Genomic DNA, 24,510 nt, shown 5'->3' with positions numbered 1-24,510 from the left:
TATAAAGTAAAAGTAAAAAAATAATTTTACTTGTTTGATTCCAAAAAATCTTCTCAAAGAAAATAATTTTCAATAATTGGATAGGGATTTTCAGCTATAGATTATCAACCATTAACAAAGCGTAGCTATAATATATAACGTGGATGAATTTTATAGATCCTTAAGAGAATAAGATATTAATTTTTTAAATTTGCGATACTTAAATGATTCCATGAAATATACAGAATACCATTTCAACGTAAAACCATTAGAACCTTGGAGAGACATTTTAATCGCGTTTTTATCAGAGTTGCCTTTTGAAAGTTTTGTAGAAACCGAACAGGGTTTTTTAACTTATATTAAGGTTGAAGAAGAAGATGAGCAATTAATTAAGGAATTACCTATTATGTCTTCTCCTGAAGTTGAAATATCTTACGAAAAAAAATTATCTCCCGATATCAATTGGAATGAAGAATGGGAAAAAAATTTTCCACCGGTAGTCATTGAAGATCAAATTTATTTACATGCAGATTTTCATCCTGTCAGAAACGATCTTCCTTTTTCTATTAAAATTGATCCGAAGATGTCTTTTGGTACGGGGCATCATGAAACCACTTATAACATGCTTCATGCAATGTTGACAATGAATTTTGAAGGTAAAGATGTTTTAGATATGGGCAGTGGAACCGGAGTGTTGGCAATTTTTGCAAAAAAGAGGGGAGCCCATTATGTTGAAGCAATAGATATTGATGAATGGTCATACGGTAATGCTCTGGAAAATTCTAAAAAAAATGAAGTAGATATAGATATTAAATTGGGAGATGCCGAATTATTAGGAAATCACTCATTTGATATAATTTTAGCCAATATCAATAAAAATATTTTATTGAAAGATATATCAAAATACGTTGAAAATCTGCGTCCTAATGGATACGTTTTGGTAAGTGGTATCTTTGAACATGATTTTGATGACATTATTGCAGAAGCTACCGGGAATGGCTTAAAATTTGTTCAGAAATTAAGTAAAAATAATTGGATTTCAATATTATTAAACAAAATATGATTTACAATAATCAACCCCATTGGAAAGAGCAGGAGAGTGTTGATACGTTGGTAAAAGAAGCTGCTCCTCATGTAATTGTTTTGCATAACGATGATTTTAATACATTTGATTATGTCATCGATTGCTTAATAGAGATATGTGAACATACTTTAGAACAAGCCCAACAATGTACTTTTTTAGTTCATTACAAAGGAAAATGTGAAGTTAAAACCGGATCTTTAGAAAAACTAACTCCGATCCATCAAGCATTATTGAAAAAAGGGCTTTCTTCACAAATTGTCTAAATTATATAAACATTCTTATATTTTTTTATTTACTTTAATTTCTTAGTAAAAGAAGTAAATAAATAAAAATACTTTATTATTTTTACTTAATTTAGTTACAGGAAAAAATACGTTGATGAAAATATTAGTAGCTATAAGTAGCGTACCGGATACTACATCCAAAATTAATTTTACGAATGATCAAAAAGAATTCGATACTTATGGAATTCAATATATAATTAATCCTCAAGATGAATATTGCCTAAGCAAAGCATTATATTTTCAAGAAAAACAGGGAGCTGAAGTAACTATTATTACAGTTGGAGATACTACTGTTGAGCCGGTAATGCGTAAGGCCTTGGCAATCGGTGCTAATAATGCCATTCGGGTTAATATTCGACCTACGGACAGTGAATTAGTGGCTAAAGAAATTGCAGCAGTAGCAAAAGAGGGAGCTTATGATTTGTTACTTTTAGGTAAAGAATCGATTGATTATAACGGAGGATTGGTTCCGGGTTTAGTGGCTGCTGAATTAGATTACCCATTTGTTAATGCCGTTACCGGTTTGGAAGTTGAAGGAAAAACCATACAGGTGGTACGGGAAATAGATAATGGAAAAGAAACAATTTCAATTGAATTACCTGCTGTTTTAGCAGGTCAAGAAGGTTTTGTTCCTGAAAATCAATTAAAAATTCCTAATATTAGAGGTATTATGACTGCTAAAAATAAACCCTTTACGGTTGTTGAACCTAAATTTTCCGGAAATAAGGTTATCATTGCAGAATTTGAAAAGCCAAAGACAAGATCTCAAGTGGTTTATGTAGATAAAAATAACTTAGATGAATTGGTTCGCTTGCTTCATGAAGAAGCGAAAGTAATTTAAGTATAAACTTACAATCAATTTTGTAATACAAACGTTGAAATAAATGATTTACGCATATATAGAAAACTCTAAAGGAAAATATAAAAAAGAGGCCTACGAATTAATAACATACGCTAAAATTTTGGCAGATGAAATTGGAGATTCAGTAACGGCACTAACTATAAATTCTGAAGATTCTTCAGAACACTTATATAAATTTGGAGCAACTAAAGTTATAAATATTCAAGATGAATCTTTGCGATCTTTTAATCCAAAAGTGTACGCTTCGGTTTTATCAAAAATAATTGACGGTAACTATATTCTTTTTGCACATACTAATGAAAGTGTTTCTATAGCTCCTTATATTGTCAAAGAAAAATCTGCGGCTTATATTACACAAGCCATTTCGAAGCCGCTGTCCGTAACACCGTTTAAGGTGAAAAGATCCGTTTTTTCAGGAAAAGGAATTGCTGTTGTTGAAACTCAAGAACCTACTATAGTTTTAACCCTTTCCGTTAATTCTGTGGGAGCAAAAGAAAATCCCGTTTCCGGTACAGAAGAAAAAATTACGGTAACCACAGTTGCAGATCCAACGTATCAAGTAAAACAACAAGAAGTAGCTACAGGGAAGTTAGATGTTAAAGTGGCTGAATTGGTAGTTGGAGCGGGTAGAGGAATGAAAGGACCGGAAAACTGGGGAATAATTGAAGATTTAGCAAATGTACTTGGAGCAGCTACAGCTTGTACTAAACCGGTAGCCGATTTAGGATGGAGACCTCATGCCGAACATGTAGGACAAACAGGGAAAACTATTTCTCCTAAACTATATATAGCAATCGGTATTTCGGGAGCTGTTCAACATGTTGCCGGGATTACTAAAAGTAAAACCATAGTCGTTATAAACAACGATCCGCAAGCACCTTTTTTTAAAACGGCTGATTATGGTGTAATTGGTGATTTATTCGAAGTTGTACCGGAATTGACTAAAAAATTAAAAGCTTTTAAAGATGCTCATTAATTGTGCGTCTTTACTCTATACATAATTATATAGAATCAGTTTAATTACAAAGCTGATTCTTTTTATTTATACTTATTTATCTGTGAGTTTTACTTTTTAATTTTGCTTTATAAAACTGACTGTCTGCTATATAGATTTTTTTCTCTAAATAACAATAAATTTGACCTTCTGAATTGGTAATGTTCATTTGCTTTTTGATAAATATTTCATTATCATTTTTAACCATTTCTTTTATCTTTTCTATTTCTTCTTTTTGAAATTCAAATACAGCTATGGCTTTTTTATTAATCGGCCTTATGTAATCAACATAAGCAGATTTATCCCAAACGATATAATTAGTTCCCAGAATATGTATGAGCTGCAACATATAGATAGGATCCGTAGCTGAAAGTATGCTTCCGCCAAACATAGTACCGGAATAGTTTCGGTTTTTGTACGTAAGAGGAATTTCGACTATTATTTTATGTACATCATCTGAAACATATTTGATATTTCCTGTTGTCCTTATGTAAAGAGGAGAAATGTTAAAAAAATATTTATAAATGGTTGAGGGTTTAAACAAAGTAGTAAGGAGCTTATATATTTTTTTGTACATACCAATTGATGTCTTTAACCCTATAAAAATAGAGTTAAAAAATTATTTATACAAATTGATTGAAAAAGGGTACATTATTGAGGAAAATAAGGCTTGCCAATTTTAGGTGTAATCTTTTTCTCGTTGTTTTTTCTTGATTTGTAGATAAGAATATTTTTATCGAAAATATTTAAAATCTGGAAGTAATTATTATGATCGTAATAAAACTTTAAATTATGATTTAAATAAGCATACAATATAAAATCATTGATTTCATTTTTTTTCAAACCTAATTCTTCAAAGTAAGCATCTCCAAAATAGTCTCTAACATTTTTGATTATGGTTGACTGTTCTTCAAAAATTGATAAACGCTCTTTACGTTTACCCTCTCCGGATATAAAATCCAAAATACCTTCAATACCAAATTTCATGGAAGATAACTTTGCAGCTTCGGAATCAACATCTGTACTTCCATCCATTTTTTGTGATGGATTTAAACTGCCTAATTTTTTTAAAATCTCGTTGGTTTTATTCATCATTGGAATTCGTTTGACATCCAATTCAAGGCTTCCAAAAGTTTTAAAAGGAGTAACATAAATATCCTCTAATTGCTTTTCTTTAAGATCTAATTGAATTTTCATTTGCAAATGATCAAACATGTCTTGGGTAACCAAAATAGTTCTTTTTTCGATATTGAATGATTGAAAAGTAATGGCATCTCCAATAAGTGCAGGAATGGAAAAATTACCGGTTATATCGGTTAACGTTGTGTAATTGGTTGAAAGATTTTTAACATAAATACCGGAAACCATTTCATGATACTTATCAAGAATATATACTTTTCCTTTAATTTGTTTTCTATCTTGAGAAAAGATGATTATGGTAAATAAAAGTAAAAAATAAGTATAGAAAAGTTTCATGTATTGAAATTACCTAACAAAAATACATTAAATACTACAATTATCTATCAACTCATCAAAAATTAATTATTATTATTGAAAAAATTATATATTTTATTTTTTACCCGTTAAAAAAGATTTAATATTTGTGGATAATATTTCTTTTATCGGAATAAATTTAAATACACTATTGGCGACGAAAAAAATACATAAAATAAGTAGCGGCTTAGTAATTAAATTAAATAAATTATTGGAAAAATCGGGTATATAATTTACTAGTAAAACACCCATTATTCCGGTTAAAATTATATACGTATACTCTTTTGAAAACGGTTGAATGCCGAACTTACGGTAATTAAAGCCTAATTTTATTAAATTAAACAATGTTAAAGATAGGGCCGTTGCTAAAGCAATACCTTCGATTCCTAATTTGAAATACGAAATAAAAATAATATTTGAAATAATTGTAAACATCGCTAAAAATAGCATTGCATAAATATTAAATCTAAAATATTTTGAATAGGAAATAATATTACTGTTAAAACCTGTTGCCAAATCAAATAAGGTGGCTGCTCCTAGAATGTAAATAATAACTTTTGAATCCGATAATTCTTTTCCGTTTTTCATGAATAAGAATAGATAGTCTATTCCGACTAAAATACAAGACAACAAGACCGTGCCAAATAAGAATAAAAATTTGGATACTTTTTTATAGAAATCATTTAGTTCATCTAATTTATTATTTTCCAGCTTTTCAACAATTATAGGACCGGATATGGTGAAAATACCCATCAAAGGAACGGTAAGAAAACCCACAATAGACGTTAAAATAGAATAGATCCCGTTTTGTTTAAAATCCAACATTTCGGGAATCATCAGGTTGTCAATTTGTAGAGCCAATCTATTTCCAATACTTCCAAGAACTGAAAATATACAGAAATTTAATAAGTTAAGTCTAAAATTTTTATCTTTAAATATATCTAATGATCCGCTCTTATGATCTTTGTTTAATTTTACAAAATAATATACCAGCCCAATCATAGCAATCACAAAAAATAATACGAATATATATAGAGCATTTTTTTGTGATATTCCTATATACACACAGGAGATAAAAGCCGTAAGAGCTCCCAGTTTAGGAAAAAAATTTTCAAAAATTCCGGGAACTGTTATTCTTTTTAAATTAGAGATATATTTTGAAAGTAATTGAGTTAACGCAAGAGACAAAGCGACCGGCAAAACATACTGTTTCATTTTCCAGGAATCAGATTCTTGAATACTTGGAATCACTCGAGTGATTATCCAATATACTAATGAGATAAAAATAAAATTGAGACACACAAACTTAATTGAAGCATAAAGAAAGTCGACCTGTTGATTTTTTGCTTTAAGTTTTTGATGGAATTTTATGTTTGCATAACTAAGTCCAAAAAGGATGAAGGGACAGATCAGTTCAGCAGATGGCTGAATGAACCTTAATTTACCCAAAAATTCAGGATTGGAAGGATAGATAAAAATGGTTGAAAATGTACCCAGTAAAAAACTTAGATAACTAATTAGACTGTATTTTATCCCTTGACGTGCTACTATTCCCATTTAATATATGCTAAATAAGTTTTCCTTTTGTTGTTTACGATTCAATCGGATCTTTTTAGAGAAAAGCAAATGTATATAGTGAATCCCTAATTTATAAAATAATATGGATGTATTTTTAGTAGAGAGCATTTTAAAATAATATTTAGGTATTCCCAAAACATTAATAAAAGCTTCAAAATATGCTTTGTAAAGATTAATATTTGGATTTAAAAGTATACAATCCAATTTTATTTTTGATAATCTTTGTATTTTACTAAAATCTGTTGTTTTATTCCTATCATGATTGGCTTTAGCTGTGGTAACAATTCCTATTTTTAATCCGGAATAAATAACTCGATTACAATAATTTTTATCTTCTCCGTAATGGCTGAAATAAGGATTAAAAACTCCCGTCTTTTCCAAGCATTTTTTACTAATTAACCAAAAAGCGGCATTAACGAAATTAGTTTCTAAAATAACTTGATTTTTCTTTTTACTTTTCGCTAAATATTCCTTAAAATTAAAATCCATTTCAGAGAAATCATGGTTATAATGTATTGGACTTAGTATACCATACTTTGGATTTTTGATGGAAACATCAGCTAAATATTGTAGACAATTTTTGTCTATCCAAGCATCTTGATTGATAAGAAAATAATGGGTATAGTTTTTTTCTTTATATAGTTTTTTTAAAAGGATATTGTTAGCTTGTCCAAACCCTACATTACGGCCACTTTCCGTATAAATTACAGCGGGATAATTTTCGACAATTTTTAAAGTACTATCGGTCGATCCATTGTCTATAAGGTAAATATCTGTGTGTATGCTAGATGCCAATAAAGAATCCAAACATTTTTTTATCCATTTTTCCCCATTATATGTAACAATTACACTTACAATGTTGTACATTTACATGATATAAAACCTATTACAAATATATAAATAATAAAATAGTAGAAACCTTATGATTACTAGAGTTGATGTTTTAAATTATTTAATAAAAGTTAATGATGTTAAAAATTATTTGGAAATCGGTGTAAACAGAGGAAAATGTTTTTTTAATATCAAAGGAGCAAAACAAAGAATTGCAGTGGATCCTTATTTTAATTTTAGCTTTATCAAAAAAATTAGATATTTAGTTAAAAATCCCCATAATTTTAAAAACAAATATTTTGAGATGACCAGTGATCGTTTCTTTGACAGCCATCATAAATTTCTTAAAAATAATCCGATAAATCTTACCTTTATCGATGGATTACACACTTTCAGTCAATCTCTCAAAGATACGCTAAATTCGCTTAAGTATTTGTCTGATCAAGGAATTATAATCTTACATGATTGTAATCCTCAGGATAAAATTGCAGCCTTTCCTGCGAGTAATATTGAAGACGCAAGAATTAAATTTTCATCTCATAAAAGTTGGAAAAATATTTGGAACGGCGATGTATGGAAAACGATCGTTTTTCTTAGAAAAAATCATCCTGAATTAACAGTAAGTGTTTTAGATACCGATCATGGATTAGGAGTAGTCAAAAAAATTCCGACACAAGAAGTTTTACCTACTGTTTTTGATTCAATATCAAATGAAGATATTCCACAATTGGAATACTCTTTTTTGGCTTCACATAGAAAAGAACTTTTAAATCTAGTACCCATTGAAATTTTTTTAGGAAAGGAATAATAATTTTTCATATAAAATAGTATAAAAGGAAAGTTGAAAAGTTTACCTTTTGAATTTTTTAATCATTTCATTCCATCGAAATTTGCGAATGAAATTCATTTCTTCTTGAGTGATCACTCGTTCTTTTTTTTCTTTTTCTAAAGAAATAAAAGTTTTAAATGAAATTATAAAATGTCGTAAAGATTTTTCTTTCCATGAAGATTTTGAACAGGATATAAAGGCTAATTTTTTGGATAGTCCGATATTGTAAAAATATTCACCCAATTTTCGAGATTTAGTTTCTTGATAAACGTGTGCAGTTGGTTTTAAGTGTTTTACGAAAAGATTCTTTAAGACTTTAACTTCCCAATGATGCATACGGGCAAGTAATATATCGAGATTGTCCCAACCCAATGTCATACGAAGGCCACCAATATCACTAAAACATTCTTTTCTATAAGTTTTTATGGGACCGCGTACGTGATTTTTATTTGAAATATTTTCATAAACCCATTGATTCCCTTTTTTTATGTAAACCAATCCACCGATAATGCCAATTTTTGGATTGTTATGTAATTCATTTACAATGAGTTCAAAATAATTATCAGGGAGAATTATATCGGCGTCCAGTTTAACTAAAACATCATACTGTTTCCAATTAGCTGAATTTAATCCGGCATAAAACGTTTTAACGACTTTTGCACCTGGAATATGTTCAGAGCTATTAATTAAATTAATAAGGCGGAAAGTAGGTTTATCTTTAATAAATTCTTCAATAATTTCCTTTGAATTATCCGTTGAAGAATCATTGACTAAAATCCAATCAATATTTTTATAGGATTGTTCATAGAAAGATTGTAAACATTTCAATATATGTTTAGACTCATTAAATACCGGTATTACAACTAAAATTTTCAAATAGTATGTTCTTTTAATATGATTTTAATTTACTATAACATTTTCATTCTAACCTTTCAAAACATATTTTTCAAGTTTATCGGCAATAGCTCGATCATTAGACAAACGAGGAAGTTTATTTTGACCTCCTAACTTACCGATTTCTTTCATATATTCATTAAATCCACCTTTTTTGATAATTGAAATTTTTAAAGGTCTTAAGATAGCACCCGTAATAAGATCATTATAGTAAGAATTTCTTTTTCTAAGAGCCTGATCTAAATTTGATTCAAATTCATCAATGTTGATCGGCGGTTTTTCAAATTCTATGAACCATTCATGATAGGGCAGCCCTTCCGAAGGATTGACCTGAGGAGCAAGAGTAAATTCTTGAACAATACATCCCGTTACTTCCATGGTTTCTTTAATAGCTTCTTCTACTTCGAATGAAATGACATGTTCACCAAATGCAGAAGTAAAATGTTTAGTTCTTCCGGTCACAAGAATTTTATACGGATCTTTACTGATAAATCGGACTAAATCGCCTATTTCATAAGCCCACAATCCGGCATTCGTTGTCAATAGTATAGCATAATCTGTATTCAATTCCACTTGTTCCAGAGTAAGACGTCTCGGCTTACTTTTACCAATATCTTCTGAAGGTATAAATTCATAAAAAATACCATGATTCAACATAAGCAACAATCCTTCATGGTCCACATCATCCTGAAAGGCAATAAATCCTTCCGAAGCCGGATAGGTTTGGATAATATCCAATTTTTTACCAATTAATTCATTTATTTTATCTTCATACGGCTTATAATTTACACCTCCTGTTACTAAAAGCTGTAAATTGGGAAAAATTTTACTTATGGATTTACCTGATTTTGCAATCAATCTTTCAAAATACATAACCAGCCAAGGAGGAATGCCGCTGATTAAAGTCATATTCTTATCAACAGTTTCCTCTACAATTTTATCAACTTTAGTTTCCCAATCTTCAATGCAATTGGTTTTCCATGAAGGCATACGATTGTATTGAAGATACTTCGGAACAAAATGGGCGGAAATTCCTGACAGCCTTCCCGTCATGATCCCATTATTATTTTCCAAAACAGGACTTCCTTGTAAAAAAATCATTTTACCATTGATAAAATTAGGATTTTTTCTTTTATATATATAGTGAAGTAAAGCACTTTTAGCTCCTTCTATATGAAAGGGCATGGATTCTTTAGTAATAGGAATGTATTTAGTGCCTGAGGTGGTACCTGAGGTTTTTGCAAAATAAAGGGGCTTATTAGGCCATAAAATATTAACTTGTCCCGATTTAATTTTTTCTATATAAGGTTTTAACGTTTCATAATTCTGAACAGGAACATTTTTTTGAAAATCTGAAATAGAACTTATTTTAGAAAAAGAGTAATCAACGCCAAAATTTGTATTTTGAGATTCTTTAATGAGTTTTTCAAACCAATAGTTTTGTGTTTCCACCGGATTGTCAATCCATTTTTGCTCTTTTTTATGGTGAAGGGATGCCCACCCTTGTGCCAGTTTCTTTTTTAAAAAACCCATGGTAACTAGTATGAATTTATCACGTAACAAATATCGTAATTTAATTTTAGTATGTTAAAATCTAAAGAATAATAAAACTTATAATTTTTTATAAATAACTTTCTAACAATTAATATAAAAAGAGAATAAAATATAAAATGAAAACTTTTAAAATTAATATTATTAGTATATTCGCAAACAAGAATTAAGGTAAAATGAAGTTAAATTACAATAAATTAAATAACCTTACCGGATGGTTTGTTTTTATTATAGCAGCAATAACTTATTTATTAACAATTGAACCCAATTTCAGTTTTTGGGATTGTGGTGAATATATATCTTCAGCGGTTAAGCTGGAAGTTACTCATTCACCGGGAGCCGTATTTTTTCAAATATTGGGAGCCGTTTGGGCGATCTTAGCCTTTGGCGATCCCACCAAATATTCCATAGTTATAAATGCTATGTCTGCTATTATGAGTGCATTTGCCATATTATTTTTATTCTGGACAATTACTCATATGGTTCGTAAAACTCTGTTTTTACATACCGAACCTAAAGAATTTACTTCCTATCAGATCGCTACCATCTTATTAAGTGGGGCAGTAGGGGCGTTAACTTTTACTTTTACCGATACTTTTTGGTTTTCAGCAGTTGAAGGAGAAGTTTATGCGGCAGCTTCCTGTTTTACCGCTTTGCTGTTGTGGCTTATGTGTAAGTGGGAAAATGATTTATCTGATTCCCGATCCAATAAGTGGCTTATTTTAATATCCCTGCTTATCGGTCTGTCGGTTGGAATCCATTTAATGGTAATATTAGTGGTTCCTACATTAGGATATATTTATTATGCTAAAAAATATACCTTTACTTGGAAAAGTTTTATATGGGCCAATATTGCTATTGGCGGTGTATTTTTAGCCGTTTTCAAAATTATATTTCCTTTTACGATGTCTTTCTTCGGAAAATGTGAAATATTTTTTGTAAATAATCTTCAAATGCCATTTAATACAGGTTCAATAGTGGCATTCATACTTTTAATTGTTGCTTTTTATTTTGCCTTACGATATACATCCAATCATGGATATAAAACAGGAAATACCATTATTTTATCGATTTTGTTTATGCTTATCGGTTTTTCAAGTTGGGTAGTACTTCCTATACGTGCTAAAGCAAATCCTCCTATAAATTTAAATGATCCCGACAATGCAATAGGTATGTTGGATTATTATAACAGGGCTCAATATGGTGATTGGCCGGTGTTTTACGGAGCTAATTATACTGCATATTTAGATCCTAACGGAATTATTGGAACCGAGGATAATGGCCCTATTTATGAAAAGGATGAAAACTCAGGCAGGTATATTGAAACAGGCAGAAGGGTTAATTATAAGTTTAATCCGGAGCAAGTCAGTATATTTCCACGAATGTATAATCCTGATCCTAGTGTTATTGAAAATTACGGATTAATGGAAGGATACCCCGATTTTACTTTAAATTCGAAATATATTGGTAATCCTGAAGCACAAAAGGTTTTTGATGAGTTAGTGAGGAAAAAGAAAACGGGAGAAATATCTGTTCGTGATTATCAAATGGCTAAACAAAATGAGCTAATTAATGTTAAAAAACCAACCTTAGGCCAAAACTTGGATTTTATGATGACCTATCAAATGGGATATATGTTTATACGATATTTTCTATGGAATTTTGCCGGTCGTCAAAATGATTTACAAGGAAATTATGAATCCACCAAAGGAAATTGGATCAGCGGTATTAAATTTTTAGACAATTTACGTTTGGGAGACCAAGACAAATTACCACAAGCATATGTGAACAAAGCTACCAATAAATATTATTTTTTACCATTGTTATTAGGTTTAATAGGATTCTTCTTTCAACTAAACAGAGATCCGGGTAGAAACTTTTCTTTAATAGCTTTATTTTTATTAGCCAGCGTGGGTATTATCTTATACACCAGTATAAAAGCATTTGAACCCAGGGAACGTGATTATGCATTAGTAACTTCCTTTTACACTTTTGCTATTTGGATAGGGATGGGAGTGACAGCAATTATGTTTTTATTAAATAAACTTAAACAAAGGCAAATAGGTCTTATTATTGGTTTTCTTGCTTTAGGAGTTCCTGTTTTGGTTGGATTCCAAAATTGGGACGATCATGATAGAAGCAGGAGATATACGGCTTATGATTTTTCAAAAAGCTATTTACAAAGTTTAGATGCAAATCATCCTATACTTTTTGTATATGGAGATAACGATACATATCCGTTATGGGCATTACAAGAAACCGAAGAATTTAGATCAGATGCCAAAGTGGTTAATTTTACTTTGTTGGGTACTGCATGGTATATTGATCAGGTTCAGAGAAGAACTTATAAAGCACCCGGTATTCCTTCTTCTTTATCTCATGATGAATTCAGAGATGGCGTTAATGATCAGGTTATTTTATTAAATAGAGATTTTTGGAAGCAAATTTTTGATAATCTTCCGGCAGACAGTATACCTGCGGATATTCTTCCATTTAAGAAATATGCAATTTCTGATACTATATCTGCTAAAGAAGCCATTAATTTTCTTAGAAATAAAAAAGAACAATCTGCTATTAAAGATTTATATACATATGTAACTGAAAGGGATTATAGAGGAACAGATGTTGGATTTATTCCTGTTAACAAAATATCTTTGCCTGTAAACAAGGAGAATGCGTTAAAATATGGAATAGTTAAACCCGAAGATTCTAAATTGATGGTAAACAAGGTAGTACTATCAATAAATAAACAAGCTTTATATAAAGACGGTTTAGCTATGTTGGATTTACTTGCCAATTACAATTGGGATCGTTCCATTTATTTTAGTTCAGGGGGAACCTATTCTCAATCTAATATCATGTTTGCACAAAATTACTTGGAATATCAAGGTTTAATTTCAAAATTAGTGCCTATATACACTCCCGAAACCAATAACGGGGAACAAGGTAGAATAAATCCTAATACGATTTATAACTTAGTTATGAATTATAAATTTGGAAATTTAAAAGATCCGAAAGCTTATTTTGATGAAACTTGTAGAAGTAATATTTTAAATTATAGAATGTCTTGTGGAAGAGCTGCTATCGCTTTAGCTAAAAGTGGAGACAAAAAAAGGGCCAAAGATATTTTAGAGTTAATCAATAAAGAGATTCCAATATCTATGTATCCCGCTACGCCTTCTTATAACTCAATCATATCCGGTTATTTTCTTATTGGAAAAGAAAAAGAAGGGTTAAAACTAGCAGAAGCATATAAAGATCAAATTTTTAAGGAATTAAATTATTATTTATCATTACCACTACACGATCAAACGTTTGCTACCGATGATATGAGTAAACTATCTAGTTATTATACACTTATTGTTGATAATATTGTAAATACTTATCTGGAATTAAATCAAAGAGATAAAGCTATAGCATATATCACAGAATCAATGAAACCTTTAGATAAAAGATTAAAAACTTTTGAGATGTTAGGTAAAAATAATGCGAAAGATCAAAAAGTATCTCTTCAGAATTTGATGTATTCCTACGGACAGATGCTTCAAGTTTTGCATCCTATTGATTCTGTATATGAAAAAGAAAAAGCAGAAGAAATTTCAAATATTATTATGAAGTTAGACTAAATTATTAGTATACTTGCAGAAAATATTTTCGGCTACGTAGTTCAACTGGATAGAATATCAGATTTCGGCTCTGAGGGTTGGGGGTTCGAATCCCTCCGTGGTCACAAAACAAGAAAAAAAAAACACTAAAATTCAAGTAACCTACTGAAATAATAGGGTATATAAGTAAAATTCGTTGAGTTATAATTTGGCTTTTTTTAAATTTTTAGAACAGAATATAGAACAAGAAATTTTTTTGTTCTAAAATAAAAAAAGGTTTGTTCGATTTTATCTGTCACTAACTGTAACACTATCTAAATTAATAAGTTAGATAGTATGGAAGAACTTAGAAATAAACATTTTCAAACGTGTACAGGTATATACACAGCTATGAAAGCCAGATTTTACAGAAGAAAGAATAAAAATAAAAACGGAGAATACCTTATGTATCTTCATGTATGTGGTAATGGAAAGCAACTAAAGTTATCTTTAGGCTTTACAGTAAAAGATAATGAGTTTGATTCATCAACTCAAAAAATTATCGGCAAAGAATCAAGACATAAAGAATTACAGCTTTTACTGGATAATGTGCAGTCTAAAGTAACCGCCGTAAAAACTTTTTATTGGCTTTCCAACAAAATATTAACCCCCGAAAAATTAATAGAAGAATTAAAAAATAACATACCCAGAGGAGAATTTACTTCCTTTTTTGAGTATGAATTAAGTCAAGAGAAAACCATTTTAAAAGATGGCACATATCGTAGACATCAAAGCATTCTTATGAATTTAAGAAAATTTAAAAAGGAAATTTATTTTTCAGAAATAGACGAAACCTTTTTAGATAATTATAAAAGCTATTTTTTAAAAACAAGAAATTACAATACCTATTACTCCAACCTAAAAGTAATAAAGAAATATTTAAGGAAAGCATCCAAAAAAGGAATCCCTTTAAAGATAGACATAGATACCATTAAAATAAAAAATATAAGATCCAATCGGGTAGCATTAACCCCGGAAGAAGTAAAGAAATTGTACAATTTTTATGTATCGGAATTTATATTACCGGGAGAAAAAATACCGATCGGAATTTTTCTGTTTTCATGCTATACCGGATTGAGGATATCCGACCTTAAAAAATTAACAAGAGAACAAATATTTACCGGAATATTAGAGTTTATACCGGTAAAAACAGAACTGTCAAAACCGTATATGCATCGCGTACGAGTCAATAACAAAGCCTTATCGATTGTTGAGCAGGTCCCCGAATTATTTACCAGATGGATAGCAGAACAAAATATAAATGAGGTTATAAAAAGAGTGACCCAAAAATTAAATATAAAAAAAGAAGTTTCATTACACGTTGGAAGACATACTTTTGCCACCAATTATTTACGCGCCGGAGGCAAAGTTGAGCAGTTACAAAAACTGCTCAATCATACCTCAATAAAAGAAACCATGATTTATGTACATATGGTAGAAGCCGAGGAGGACGAGTCTATTTTTTTATTGGACAATTTATTCTGAATAGGTCTCTACTTCAATTTTAACTACCTGATCGGATAAATCCGTACGGGTTATTTTTTTAGGAATATGTACTTTATGGTATGCATATAATTTCTTTTTAACGGTAATATCTTTTATTTTTTCTTTAAGTGCCGTAAAATTCCAGGTAAAAGAAATGGCATTGATTCTAAATTTTAACCATTTTTGCCAATATTTTGAATATAAATTATTCCAAAGTAACGGCTTATTATCTTGAGTATTATTTTGTCCATTATCCAATCCGTTAAAAATAATTAATGAAATATAGGAATCATCATCAGAAATATATTTAGCCGAATTTATATTATTTTTAGATTCTAAGGGGAGGGGTATAGCTTGCGAAATTATTTCTATGGTATCTTCTTGTGTAACGTATCTGTCGGAATAACAACCGGTCTTATCAACATATAGAGAAGACAACGGATATTGTTCATTTTCGTATTGAAATTTTAGCAAAAACGAACTATAGGCGTTAAAAGTAATTTTCGGATGTAACACATCATATTCGCTAATGTCTTTAATATTTTCATATTTGTTAAGATTATTATTTATTAAATCCATGCTTATAATCCTACCTTTCCTTCTGAAAATATCAAGATTAAAGGTATTTTTTATTTTTCTCAAAAAATCACCAAAAGTTATATCCGGGACATATTTGGAAAGATCAATTTCGGAAGAATCAAAATTCGGATTAATAATATTATTATCCTCATCAAAAATTCCTATCGGACTGACTTCAGCCGTCATTATTCTTCTTCGTAAATCTGTAGGATGGCATAAATATTTACCTTCCACGGATAACAATCGATTAGACTTTGGATCATTTGTATAAGCAAATTCGAATTTATGATAACCTTCTTTTCCTTTAACGGTAAATAAAACTTCATCACCTAATTTAAAAGTAAATTCTCCTTGTCCTCCTCGTGGAACGTTTGTTTCAAAATCAAAATCTCCTTTAACTTTAAAAATACCGTGTATATTATTATCACATACTTTATTATAAAAATAAGTATTTGGATAAACCCCGTGAGTATCCATTCTATCATAGTCATCTCTTTGAATATGCCAGAGCATGGGATCAGGAAATTTTAAATCATAAATTTGATTAAATCCTTTAAAAACCATTACCGATTTTAATAATTGGTCGTTAAAAATATTTCCTTCTAAAAGATATCCGGCTTCTTCAATACCCTTTTCTAGTATATACAAAAGATATAAGGAAGGATTCATAATGTTTTCATTTATTATTTTACTGTCCTCAAAATCTATCCTGTTTTTAACAAACTTTCCATCCTTATAGAGGTTATATGTTCCTTTAAAATCTTTAAATAATTTATTGGTAGTATCTACCATTGAGGTGTGCACCGCCGGAAAATTATATTTAACATCCGGATATTTTTTTGGAAGTAAACTTTCCGCATGAGTATATAAATCCTTCGTTTTTATTGTAGGAAAATCAAATTCAGATAATTTTTTGTTGGAATTTGGTAAATCATCAAAACCAACAATAAATTGAAAAGATACTTTATTGCCTTGACATTCTAAGACAATCAGTTTTGCAGCTTCAATTTTTCCGTCTTCCATTAGAATAACTTCCGAATATTCCCGTTTAAAACCTTTTGTATTTGGAGTATATATAAATTGAGGATGTAAACTGTCGATATGCAGTTCAAAAGGATACGAGGATGTTCCCCAAAAGGTATCTGAAAAATATGAATTATTTTCAACGCGTTCCAGTTTAATATGAGAAATATCAAGTTCCCAAACGCCCGGATATATTATTTTTGTTGCCATATTATTTTTTTGATATAATTAATCTTGACCCCGCCAAAATTTTAATAGTTCCTTTAACAGGCGTTAAAGGAGTATCCCAGGTTCCGTTTAACAGAGGTATAATTTTATCCCCTTTATTTATATTTAAAGTTATAACTCGATTTATTTCCACTCTATAATTAACCCACTCATTAATCCCCATATTATTTGACAATTCAAAATCTCCGTTTTCTTTATAATACGCTAAATAAAAACCGGGGATTCCGGACATTTTTTCTCTTAAACTTTTGAAATCCACTATAAAATTTATAAATGAAAATTCATATTCGCCCGATTCTTCTGCTTCCCAACAAATATTATTTATGGTAGTATCTTTAAGTTGACTGTCAAAAACCAGTTTAGGAGTCATAGTATCATTTGTTTTTCCTAATCCTTTATATAATGCATTATTTAAAGGTAAAACATCAAATGACTTAATTGAAGGGGCTCCGGAAACCTCTATTGTATAGTCTCTGTCATAATAAGCAAATAATACTTCATTTGCAGCTATTACATCAAGTACAAAATCATTCATAGACATATGATTATATTCATAAAAATTATTTATTTTAACAGGCTTCATCATTTGCCCGATTTTTAAATTATAGCAACCTTTGGAATAAAAAGACATGGGTAATTGAAATTGAGATTTTACCGGTTGCGACATGAGATTTTCAACTAACCAAAAGTCGTCAGGATGCTGCCATATTGCGCCAAAATAATTTAACATGGTATCATCTGCATTAACTCCGGATGATCTGCTTATTATTTCAGCATTTGTAGTTCTAATTTCGCCTTCTACCAAAAATCTAGGATTTAAATCTATTTCAAAAGACGGTTCATCATTCCAATATTTAAGTGCATTATCCGGGTCTTGATATCGTGAGCTTGTTATATGATTTTCCGAATTCGCATAATGGTAATCAATAAACCAGCGATTGTTGGATAATTTGTTAGCTAACTCTATGGATTCAGGAGTCAAAATCACTCCCGGTTTTTGCTCATCAATACAGATAAAACTATAAAAGGCAATTCGATATATTAGATTTCCGGAAGTAGCCCCAAAAAGTCCTCTTTTCGGATTATGGGCTAAAACTAAAGATAAAAGCTTATGAATAGATTCTGAAGTGAAACAACAACCGGTAAAGCTCAATTGATCTAATGTTTTTGGAAGTTTAATTACCGATCTAATCTTTAGATGGTCCATATGAACACTTGTAAGATTCGGTATTTTAACTTGAATTCTATATTCTTGAGAGGAAAGATAACGATGCGATAATTCCGAATTAACCGTTCCGTCCCCCCAATCAATAATTTCTATTTTACCGGAAGGAAAAGCAGACGTTAAATTAAGGGTATTATCATTAGTTCCATCAGCTATAAAATCGAATACAAAGTCAGATTCAATTTCTATTTTTTTATGAATTTCAACGTTGTCATTTAAGATGATCTCTAATTCATATGAATGTATCGATTGATCGCTTTTTTTCTCCAACTCTTTAGTATTACAAATAAAAGAAGTAAACGATTTTAAATGATCAAAGCTTATCCAGGACCTGGCAGATTTAATAATTGAAGATAAAATGTTTATATCGTCCTCTAAAATATAACCGCTGTTGAGGGTTATTTTTTTAGTGATCTCAGAAGATAACACCTTTTTTATTTCGACTTGATCGCGTATAAAGACATTAGTTAATAATTCATGTTGCAAGTTGGTTAAATATTCACCGGTCATTTCGAAAATTTGAAGTGTCAAATTTTCATCCAGCCAAACGATATGTACAGATTGTAGCGATTGAGGAAAAGAAATCCATTTTTGAACTACAGCAGAAGAGTCCGAATGTTTTAAATTAAATACATCCCCGCTTTTTTTTAAGGAATCTTTATATAGGTTAGCGTATAACACATCATTTTTAGTATTATTTTTATACAACAGTTGATTATTTTTATACAACGACATTGGCAAAAAGGAACTGTAAGACACTAAAGAATTACTTCCTAAACGTGAAGTATAGAGTTTGTTTTTCAATAAGGAGTTAGAGTAGCCTTTAATAAATTTAATATTAGTAAAGGAAAGCTCATGAATGACTTTTTCATTTTCTAAATTAATTTCATGGAAAGTGATATCCATTTCCAACGGACGATAGAGCGGTATAGCATTCATACCCTCCTGTATTTTGCCGAAATTAAATACCTCGGTAAGTAATTCCGGAATATAAAAATATGAATCTGCAATTTTCCCTAAGTATACGGTAGTCTTACCATTAAACGGGTAGTATTCATAATCAGAGGAATAATGGAGGGGTTGAGCACCGCCCGAAAATGGATATACGCGCATAGTAGCCTTCATTTGAATATAAGAGTTTTTTTGGCACTGGATCGTTGTTGCAAGAGAATCACCGGTAAAATAAACCCCTGTTTCCTTGTTTTTTTCAGGTAATTGTACATTCATAATTAAACTATTTTAGCGTTATTTAAAATTTCTTTAACTTTTTTCTGTCGGTCTATTAAATGTGTGGTAGTTTTAAAATCATCCGACACATAGGCTATTACTCCGTTATTTTTTAAATTTTGAAGTAAGGCTATATTTTCTTTCAAAAACACCCCTAAGTCATCCGTATATTTTTGAGAGGCTGCTGAAGGCGCTGAAGGGGTAATCTCTTCGGCTTCTATGGAGTTTTTACCTCCGGTTCTTTTATATTCAATATATTTTTCTAAACGGGCTATTTGAGGATCCTGTCGCAACCATTCAGGAATTACATATTCTTTGGCGTGAACGATTCCCGCTACTTCATGGCCGGAATTGTCCGTAAAGCCTAAGCCGGTAGTTACCCCCCCGTCGACATATCCTTTTTGCGGTTTATTATTAGTTATGATGCCTACTTGAAGACCTCCTTGCGCAGCAACTAAGGAAGCTAAAACAAAATTAGCGGACGATAATGCCCGGGTAACCCCTAAAGCTGTATTTGAAATAGCTTTAGATATATCCATTCGGTATTTTTGAAGATCAGATTTATACTCTAGATCCGCCCGTTTTTCAGCCATTTTTTCTTCCAATTTTTGAACCTTTGCATCGTATTGTGATTGATTGATATATCCTTGTTCTAACTGATTTTTAAGCAATTCTTTTTTTCGTGAGGTTTCGCGTTCGTAATATTTGATTGATTTTTGAGTTGATGCGGCTTGCATTTGATATAAAGAATCCCAAACGTTGTGCAGAGCTTGTACCGACATGGTAACGGCTTTTAATTTTCCACTCCATGTGTCTAAATTTTTAAAAGCGTTTTCCCATTCGTCACCGGAAAAACCGAGTAAGTCAATTCCTGAAAGGATTTTTGAACGTTCTTTATCCTTTTCCTCCTTATCTTCTTTATCTTTATCAACTTTTTTACCCGTTAAAATGGATTGGATTTTATTCATCAGTAAAATGACATCATTCAATTGTTTCTTTTTTTCTTCGAGTTGTTCTTCCGTAAAAATAATATCTAACCCGTTGTATTCATTATCGGCATTTTTTTGCAATTCGTCATTCAATTGTGTACGTAATTCGTTCAATTGTTCAAGTTGCATTTCATATAATTCTTTTTCTTGGGCATAAATTAATTTTTTCTTAGCCTCGTTAATGGTACGCAGATTTTTTATTTCATTTTCACCATAGTATTTTAAAAGAATAATTTTTGCTGTTTCTAAATCAGTAATAAATGATAATTCCTCCTCATATCTGATTTGAAGATTACGTATTTCATTTTCATAATTCTCTTTTGTTTTTTCAATTTCTTTTCGGCGATAATCATAAATTAATTTAAGTCTTTGAGCGGCATGTTTTTTTTCTAAAGCGGTTATCGTTTCTTCTTTTATTTGGATAATCTGAACTTGTTCTTCGGCTAATTTTTTGAATTTATCCGAAGTGTCTCGGTCCCCTAATTTTGAAGCGATGGAAGCTTTTTTTTCATATTCTTTTGACAAGGCCTCCAAAGATTTAATTTCATTTGAAATATCTTCTTTTTTCCGTGTATATTCAATATTTAAAAGGATCAGGTCTTTATCGTAGCCGTTTTTTAAAAGCGAGTAATGTTCATCCTGATATTTTCTTTCAGCAGTAAGCAATTGTTTTTGAAATTTTTCTGCTTCATTCTTTGCCGCTTCTTGCAATTTTTTTCTTTCAGCATTGTTTTTTTCTTCTAATTTTTTTGCCGCTTGTGCTGCTTTTTTCATCGATTCTTCTGCTTTTTTCCTTCTTTGCTCTTCGGCCTTTCCGGTCATTTCATCTTCTATTTTTTGAAGTTCTGCTATTTCTTTTTTAAGTTTTGAGCGTTCTTCTGACGTATTTGCACTATTATATTTTGCATTTAAATCGTTTATTTTACTTTTTACCCCGTTTATGGAACTTAGATCGTCTTGGGTTTTAGCTATTTCATTGTATTTACCCCTTAATGCGTCTAAGGATGCCCCCATCAACGTATTCATTTGAATATTTTTATCTAAATAGGTAATGCGTTCTAACAACTGTGTTTTTTCCAAAATTTCAGAGAGAGTTAACCCATCAATGGATTTTTTTAATTCCTTAGTTTTTTGGATGGATTCAGGGAATAAGGCTATATATTTATTTTTAGCATCTTGAAGTGATTGATAGGTAACCGCTGCATTTTTTATCACTTCTCGCGAGCTTTCCACGGCCATATTTTCTTTGGCCAGTTGTGTGATAAAAGATTGTAAGGTATTATTTGAAAAATTTGACACCAATTTTTCAAAGGCTAGAAGTTCTGCAGAAGAGGCCGTTTGATTTTTACTCAGAGAAAAATAAGCCTCTCCTTGTGTGAGTAATCCGTTTTTGTATTTTTCAATTACTTCAGAGGCTTTATTGTAGGTAATGATGGTAGATAAATGGGCACTTTCTTGTTTTTCTACCGCATTAACTAACCTGTCATTTTTGGTTCTTGCTTCATCAACTTCTTTATTATATCCATTTAACGCATGAGCAGCCGTTACATATTTAGTAGATAATCTTTGCAATTTAAAATAATTCAAGCTCCATCCTTCCCCCAATTTATACATTTCATCCAATACTCTTTGGGTTTCGGCAGCTAAATCTTGTGCAGAAAAATTTACTTTAATTTCCGGAATTGTGTTGGAAATATCGAGTAATGTTTTTAATAATTCTTGTTGAGCTTTTCCCAGCTCTTCCGTAGTCTCTTTTTGATTTTTCAGGGAACGGGTTAATTCTTCCTGTCCTTTTGCTATTGATATTTTGCGGGCATATTGCGCATTGATTTTATCCAATGCTTCCATCAGTTGTTTATTGCTTATATTTTCATCCGATAAATAGTTCAGAAATTCAGGGTAAGAAGATTTTAAACGTTCGATGGCTTCATGTCTTTGTTCCTCTTTTTCGGAAACTCTTAAAACCTCTATGGCCAACAAATTCATTTGCACTTGTTGTTCTTGTAATTCACCCGACAAACCTTGTACAGGGGTTATTAGATTGAGCAAAGAAGTACCCAGATCAACGAAATTTCGAATTGAACTTCCGATGATCCCGTCGCCTTTTTCAATGGATAAAACCAATCCTTCCCACGCCGATTTAAAGAGTGTCACGCTTCCTTCCAGATTGTCCAGTCGGGTTTTAGCCATTTGTTTTAATACGGCTTCCTGACCGGTTAAGGCATCGGTAAGCTCCGTAACTTTATCTTTTTGAGAAGCCAGAGCAATGGCCGATACGGCAGATCTCACATCAAACAATTCCGTGGCCTTAGTTAATTGGTTTTGAGAATCGGCAATTTGATTTAACGCTTCTTGTAAAGGCATCCCGCTGTCTGCCAGTTTAATTAGCATATTACGCAACGAAGTGCCCGCCGTTGAAGCATCAATACCATTATCGGTTATTAAACCCAATAAAGCCACTGTTTGCTCAATGCTTAAATTGGCTGCCGCTGCTGCCGGGGCAACATTTCCCAAAGAAGTTTTCAGGCTTTCAAACCCCAGAGAAGTGGCGTTAGCTCCGGCAGCCAAAACAGACACTACCCGCGTGGTATCTTGCGCTTGCAAGCCGAACGCTTTCAAGGTAGCGGCTACCAATTCTGCTGTTTCGGGAATTTCGGAACCTAACGCAACGGCTCCGTCTATAATGCCTCCCAGAGATTGTTTTATTTCGTTTACGGAAAAACCTAATTTAGCCAATTCTGTAGCTGCTTGTGTAGCCTGAGTTGCCGTAAAGGCCGTGGTTGCTCCTAGTTTCAGAGTTAAGGCCGTCAGCCCGGCAATCTCTATCTTGTTTTTACCCAGTATGGCGGCCAATTCGGATTGTGCCGAATCAAAGTCTTTGACTATGGAGTAAGCATTGGAAAGGGCCGTTACGAATGTTTGTACTCCAATCGCTAATCCTAAGGCCGAATAAAAACTCTTGACGCTTAAGGTCATTTTATCAAAAAAGCCGGGGACTCCTTTAATTTCATTTTTTAAATCGGCGTAGGCTTCCTTAGCTTTTTTTAGTTCGGCTACTTTGTTTTTAAATTGCGGGTCGGTTTTGTCTAAATTCCGCAGTTCTTTGGTTAATTTACCAATTTCCAACCCCATATCGGCCAGAGTGTTTTTAATCTCTTTGCCGTTAATTTTAATTTTTATTTGTTGGTTGGTGACATTTGATTTACTCATGACTGAAGGCTTTTCCTATTTGATTTACGACGGCTTCGGCTCGAATTTCCCCTATTTTTTCACTTAAATAGTCAACGGCCCCGCTATCCGTTATGGCATCATCGATAAAAGAACGAGGCTCTAAATGAAACGGATGGGCTTTTCTTTTGTAAAAAGTCGTGCGGGGCGTTTCGCGTTTGACGATACCGGTTCTTCTTTGGGTAGTTGCTCCAAAGTTTAAAACAAATCCGTGTTTGGGCATTTTTACTGCTATTCCGTATAATTCACCGGGGTAAATTTTGGACATTCTGGGCGCTCCGGTAGCTTTCACCAAAGAGTTTTTCTTTTTATCGGACAGGTGCAAACCGGAATTTCTGATTTTTTCTTGTAAAGCAGTTTTAACCATGGAGGCCGCTGCTTTGCCTATTTCTTTTTCCTGCATTTTTTTTATGTAAAATGAAGGAATAATGCGATGAAAAGAAAGGACAAAAAAAATACCGTTTGATTTCTCAAGCGGTATATGAATTCTATTTATTTTATC

Annotated in this window: 17 protein-coding genes and 1 tRNA gene; 8 read left to right on the top strand and 10 right to left on the bottom strand. The window is 31.4% G+C overall.

What is annotated here, in order from left to right; genetic code table 11:
- Positions 1–211: 211 nt before the first annotated feature.
- The 4 genes from prmA (at position 212) to G8C41_RS04740 (ending at position 3,185) form a co-directional block, all read left to right on the top strand.
- Positions 212–1,042 carry a 50S ribosomal protein L11 methyltransferase gene (gene prmA / locus G8C41_RS04755; protein ID WP_160567257.1) on the top strand — a complete coding sequence of 277 codons (831 nt, stop codon included), beginning with the start codon at positions 212–214 and terminating at the stop codon, positions 1,040–1,042.
- Entirely contained in the window at positions 1,039–1,326 is a 288-nt protein-coding gene (locus G8C41_RS04750) for an ATP-dependent Clp protease adaptor ClpS (protein ID WP_105298139.1), read from the top strand. Before prmA ends, G8C41_RS04750 begins: the two co-directional genes overlap by 4 nt.
- A 115-nt stretch (positions 1,327–1,441) precedes the next feature.
- Positions 1,442–2,188: an electron transfer flavoprotein subunit beta/FixA family protein gene (locus G8C41_RS04745; protein WP_166006383.1), complete on the top strand. Its 747-nt coding sequence runs from the start codon at positions 1,442–1,444 to the stop codon at positions 2,186–2,188.
- Between the two features lie 43 nt (positions 2,189–2,231).
- The gene (locus G8C41_RS04740) at positions 2,232–3,185 is read left to right on the top strand and encodes an electron transfer flavoprotein subunit alpha/FixB family protein (protein ID WP_166006381.1); all 954 of its coding nucleotides are present in this window, start codon (positions 2,232–2,234) and stop codon (positions 3,183–3,185) included.
- A gap of 76 nt (positions 3,186–3,261) precedes the next feature.
- Here the strand turns inward: G8C41_RS04740 and G8C41_RS04735 are convergent, their stop codons facing one another.
- From G8C41_RS04735 to G8C41_RS04720, 4 genes are all read right to left on the bottom strand, one after another.
- Positions 3,262–3,780, bottom strand: a complete 519-nt coding sequence (locus G8C41_RS04735; protein WP_166003639.1) for a PaaI family thioesterase — start codon at positions 3,778–3,780, stop codon at positions 3,262–3,264.
- A 74-nt stretch (positions 3,781–3,854) separates the two neighbouring features.
- A complete protein-coding gene (locus tag G8C41_RS04730) occupies positions 3,855–4,679 on the bottom strand; it encodes a hypothetical protein (protein ID WP_166006379.1) in 825 nt (274 codons plus the stop codon).
- Between the two features lie 93 nt (positions 4,680–4,772).
- Entirely contained in the window at positions 4,773–6,254 is a 1,482-nt protein-coding gene (locus G8C41_RS04725; RefSeq protein ID WP_166006377.1) for a lipopolysaccharide biosynthesis protein, read from the bottom strand.
- Positions 6,255–7,142, bottom strand: a complete 888-nt coding sequence (locus G8C41_RS04720) for a glycosyltransferase (RefSeq protein WP_166006375.1) — start codon at positions 7,140–7,142, stop codon at positions 6,255–6,257. It abuts the gene before it with no gap.
- Positions 7,143–7,197: 55 nt separating this feature from the next.
- Here G8C41_RS04720 and G8C41_RS04715 point away from each other — a divergent pair, with 55 nt between their 5' ends.
- The gene (locus G8C41_RS04715) at positions 7,198–7,914 is read left to right on the top strand and encodes a class I SAM-dependent methyltransferase (RefSeq protein ID WP_166006373.1); all 717 of its coding nucleotides are present in this window, start codon (positions 7,198–7,200) and stop codon (positions 7,912–7,914) included.
- Positions 7,915–7,956: 42 nt separating this feature from the next.
- On the opposite strand, the gene G8C41_RS04710 is transcribed toward G8C41_RS04715, so the two are convergent.
- Both G8C41_RS04710 and G8C41_RS04705 read right to left on the bottom strand, forming a co-directional pair.
- A complete protein-coding gene (locus G8C41_RS04710) occupies positions 7,957–8,811 on the bottom strand; it encodes a glycosyltransferase family 2 protein (protein ID WP_160556595.1) in 855 nt (284 codons plus the stop codon).
- Positions 8,812–8,859: 48 nt separating this feature from the next.
- Positions 8,860–10,362, bottom strand: coding sequence for a GH3 auxin-responsive promoter family protein (locus G8C41_RS04705; RefSeq protein WP_166006370.1), 1,503 nt, complete (start codon positions 10,360–10,362; stop codon positions 8,860–8,862).
- A gap of 194 nt (positions 10,363–10,556) precedes the next feature.
- Between G8C41_RS04705 and G8C41_RS04700 the strand changes: the two genes are divergently transcribed.
- The 3 genes from G8C41_RS04700 (at position 10,557) to G8C41_RS04690 (ending at position 15,509) form a co-directional block, all read left to right on the top strand.
- Positions 10,557–14,006, top strand: a complete 3,450-nt coding sequence (locus G8C41_RS04700) for a DUF2723 domain-containing protein (protein WP_166006368.1) — start codon at positions 10,557–10,559, stop codon at positions 14,004–14,006.
- Between the two features lie 30 nt (positions 14,007–14,036).
- Positions 14,037–14,110, top strand: a tRNA-Arg gene (locus G8C41_RS04695).
- A 211-nt stretch (positions 14,111–14,321) separates the two neighbouring features.
- Positions 14,322–15,509: a site-specific integrase gene (locus G8C41_RS04690; RefSeq protein WP_160565893.1), complete on the top strand. Its 1,188-nt coding sequence runs from the start codon at positions 14,322–14,324 to the stop codon at positions 15,507–15,509.
- Here G8C41_RS04690 and G8C41_RS04685 read toward each other — a convergent pair.
- Genes G8C41_RS04685 through G8C41_RS04670 form a run of 4 tightly spaced genes read right to left on the bottom strand, consistent with a single transcriptional unit; the run spans position 15,501 to position 24,411 of the window.
- On the bottom strand, positions 15,501–17,321 hold the full coding sequence (locus G8C41_RS04685) for a hypothetical protein (protein WP_166006366.1): 1,821 nt from the start codon (positions 17,319–17,321) through the stop codon (positions 15,501–15,503). The two genes, G8C41_RS04690 and G8C41_RS04685, sit on opposite strands and share 9 nt — an antisense overlap.
- Position 17,322: 1 nt before the next feature.
- The gene (locus tag G8C41_RS04680; protein ID WP_166006364.1) at positions 17,323–19,791 is read right to left on the bottom strand and encodes a hypothetical protein; all 2,469 of its coding nucleotides are present in this window, start codon (positions 19,789–19,791) and stop codon (positions 17,323–17,325) included.
- A gap of 2 nt (positions 19,792–19,793) precedes the next feature.
- A complete protein-coding gene (locus G8C41_RS04675; protein ID WP_166006362.1) occupies positions 19,794–23,990 on the bottom strand; it encodes a phage tail tape measure protein in 4,197 nt (1,398 codons plus the stop codon).
- Positions 23,983–24,411, bottom strand: coding sequence for a hypothetical protein (locus G8C41_RS04670; RefSeq protein WP_166006360.1), 429 nt, complete (start codon positions 24,409–24,411; stop codon positions 23,983–23,985). Before G8C41_RS04670 ends, G8C41_RS04675 begins: the two co-directional genes overlap by 8 nt.
- Positions 24,412–24,510 lie beyond the last annotated feature (99 nt).

It is taken from the genome of Apibacter sp. B3706 (assembly GCF_011082725.1).
Taxonomy (GTDB): Bacteria; Bacteroidota; Bacteroidia; order Flavobacteriales; family Weeksellaceae; genus Apibacter.
Note: the sequence above shows the minus strand (reverse complement) of the source record. Positions and strands in the feature narration are given on the sequence as shown.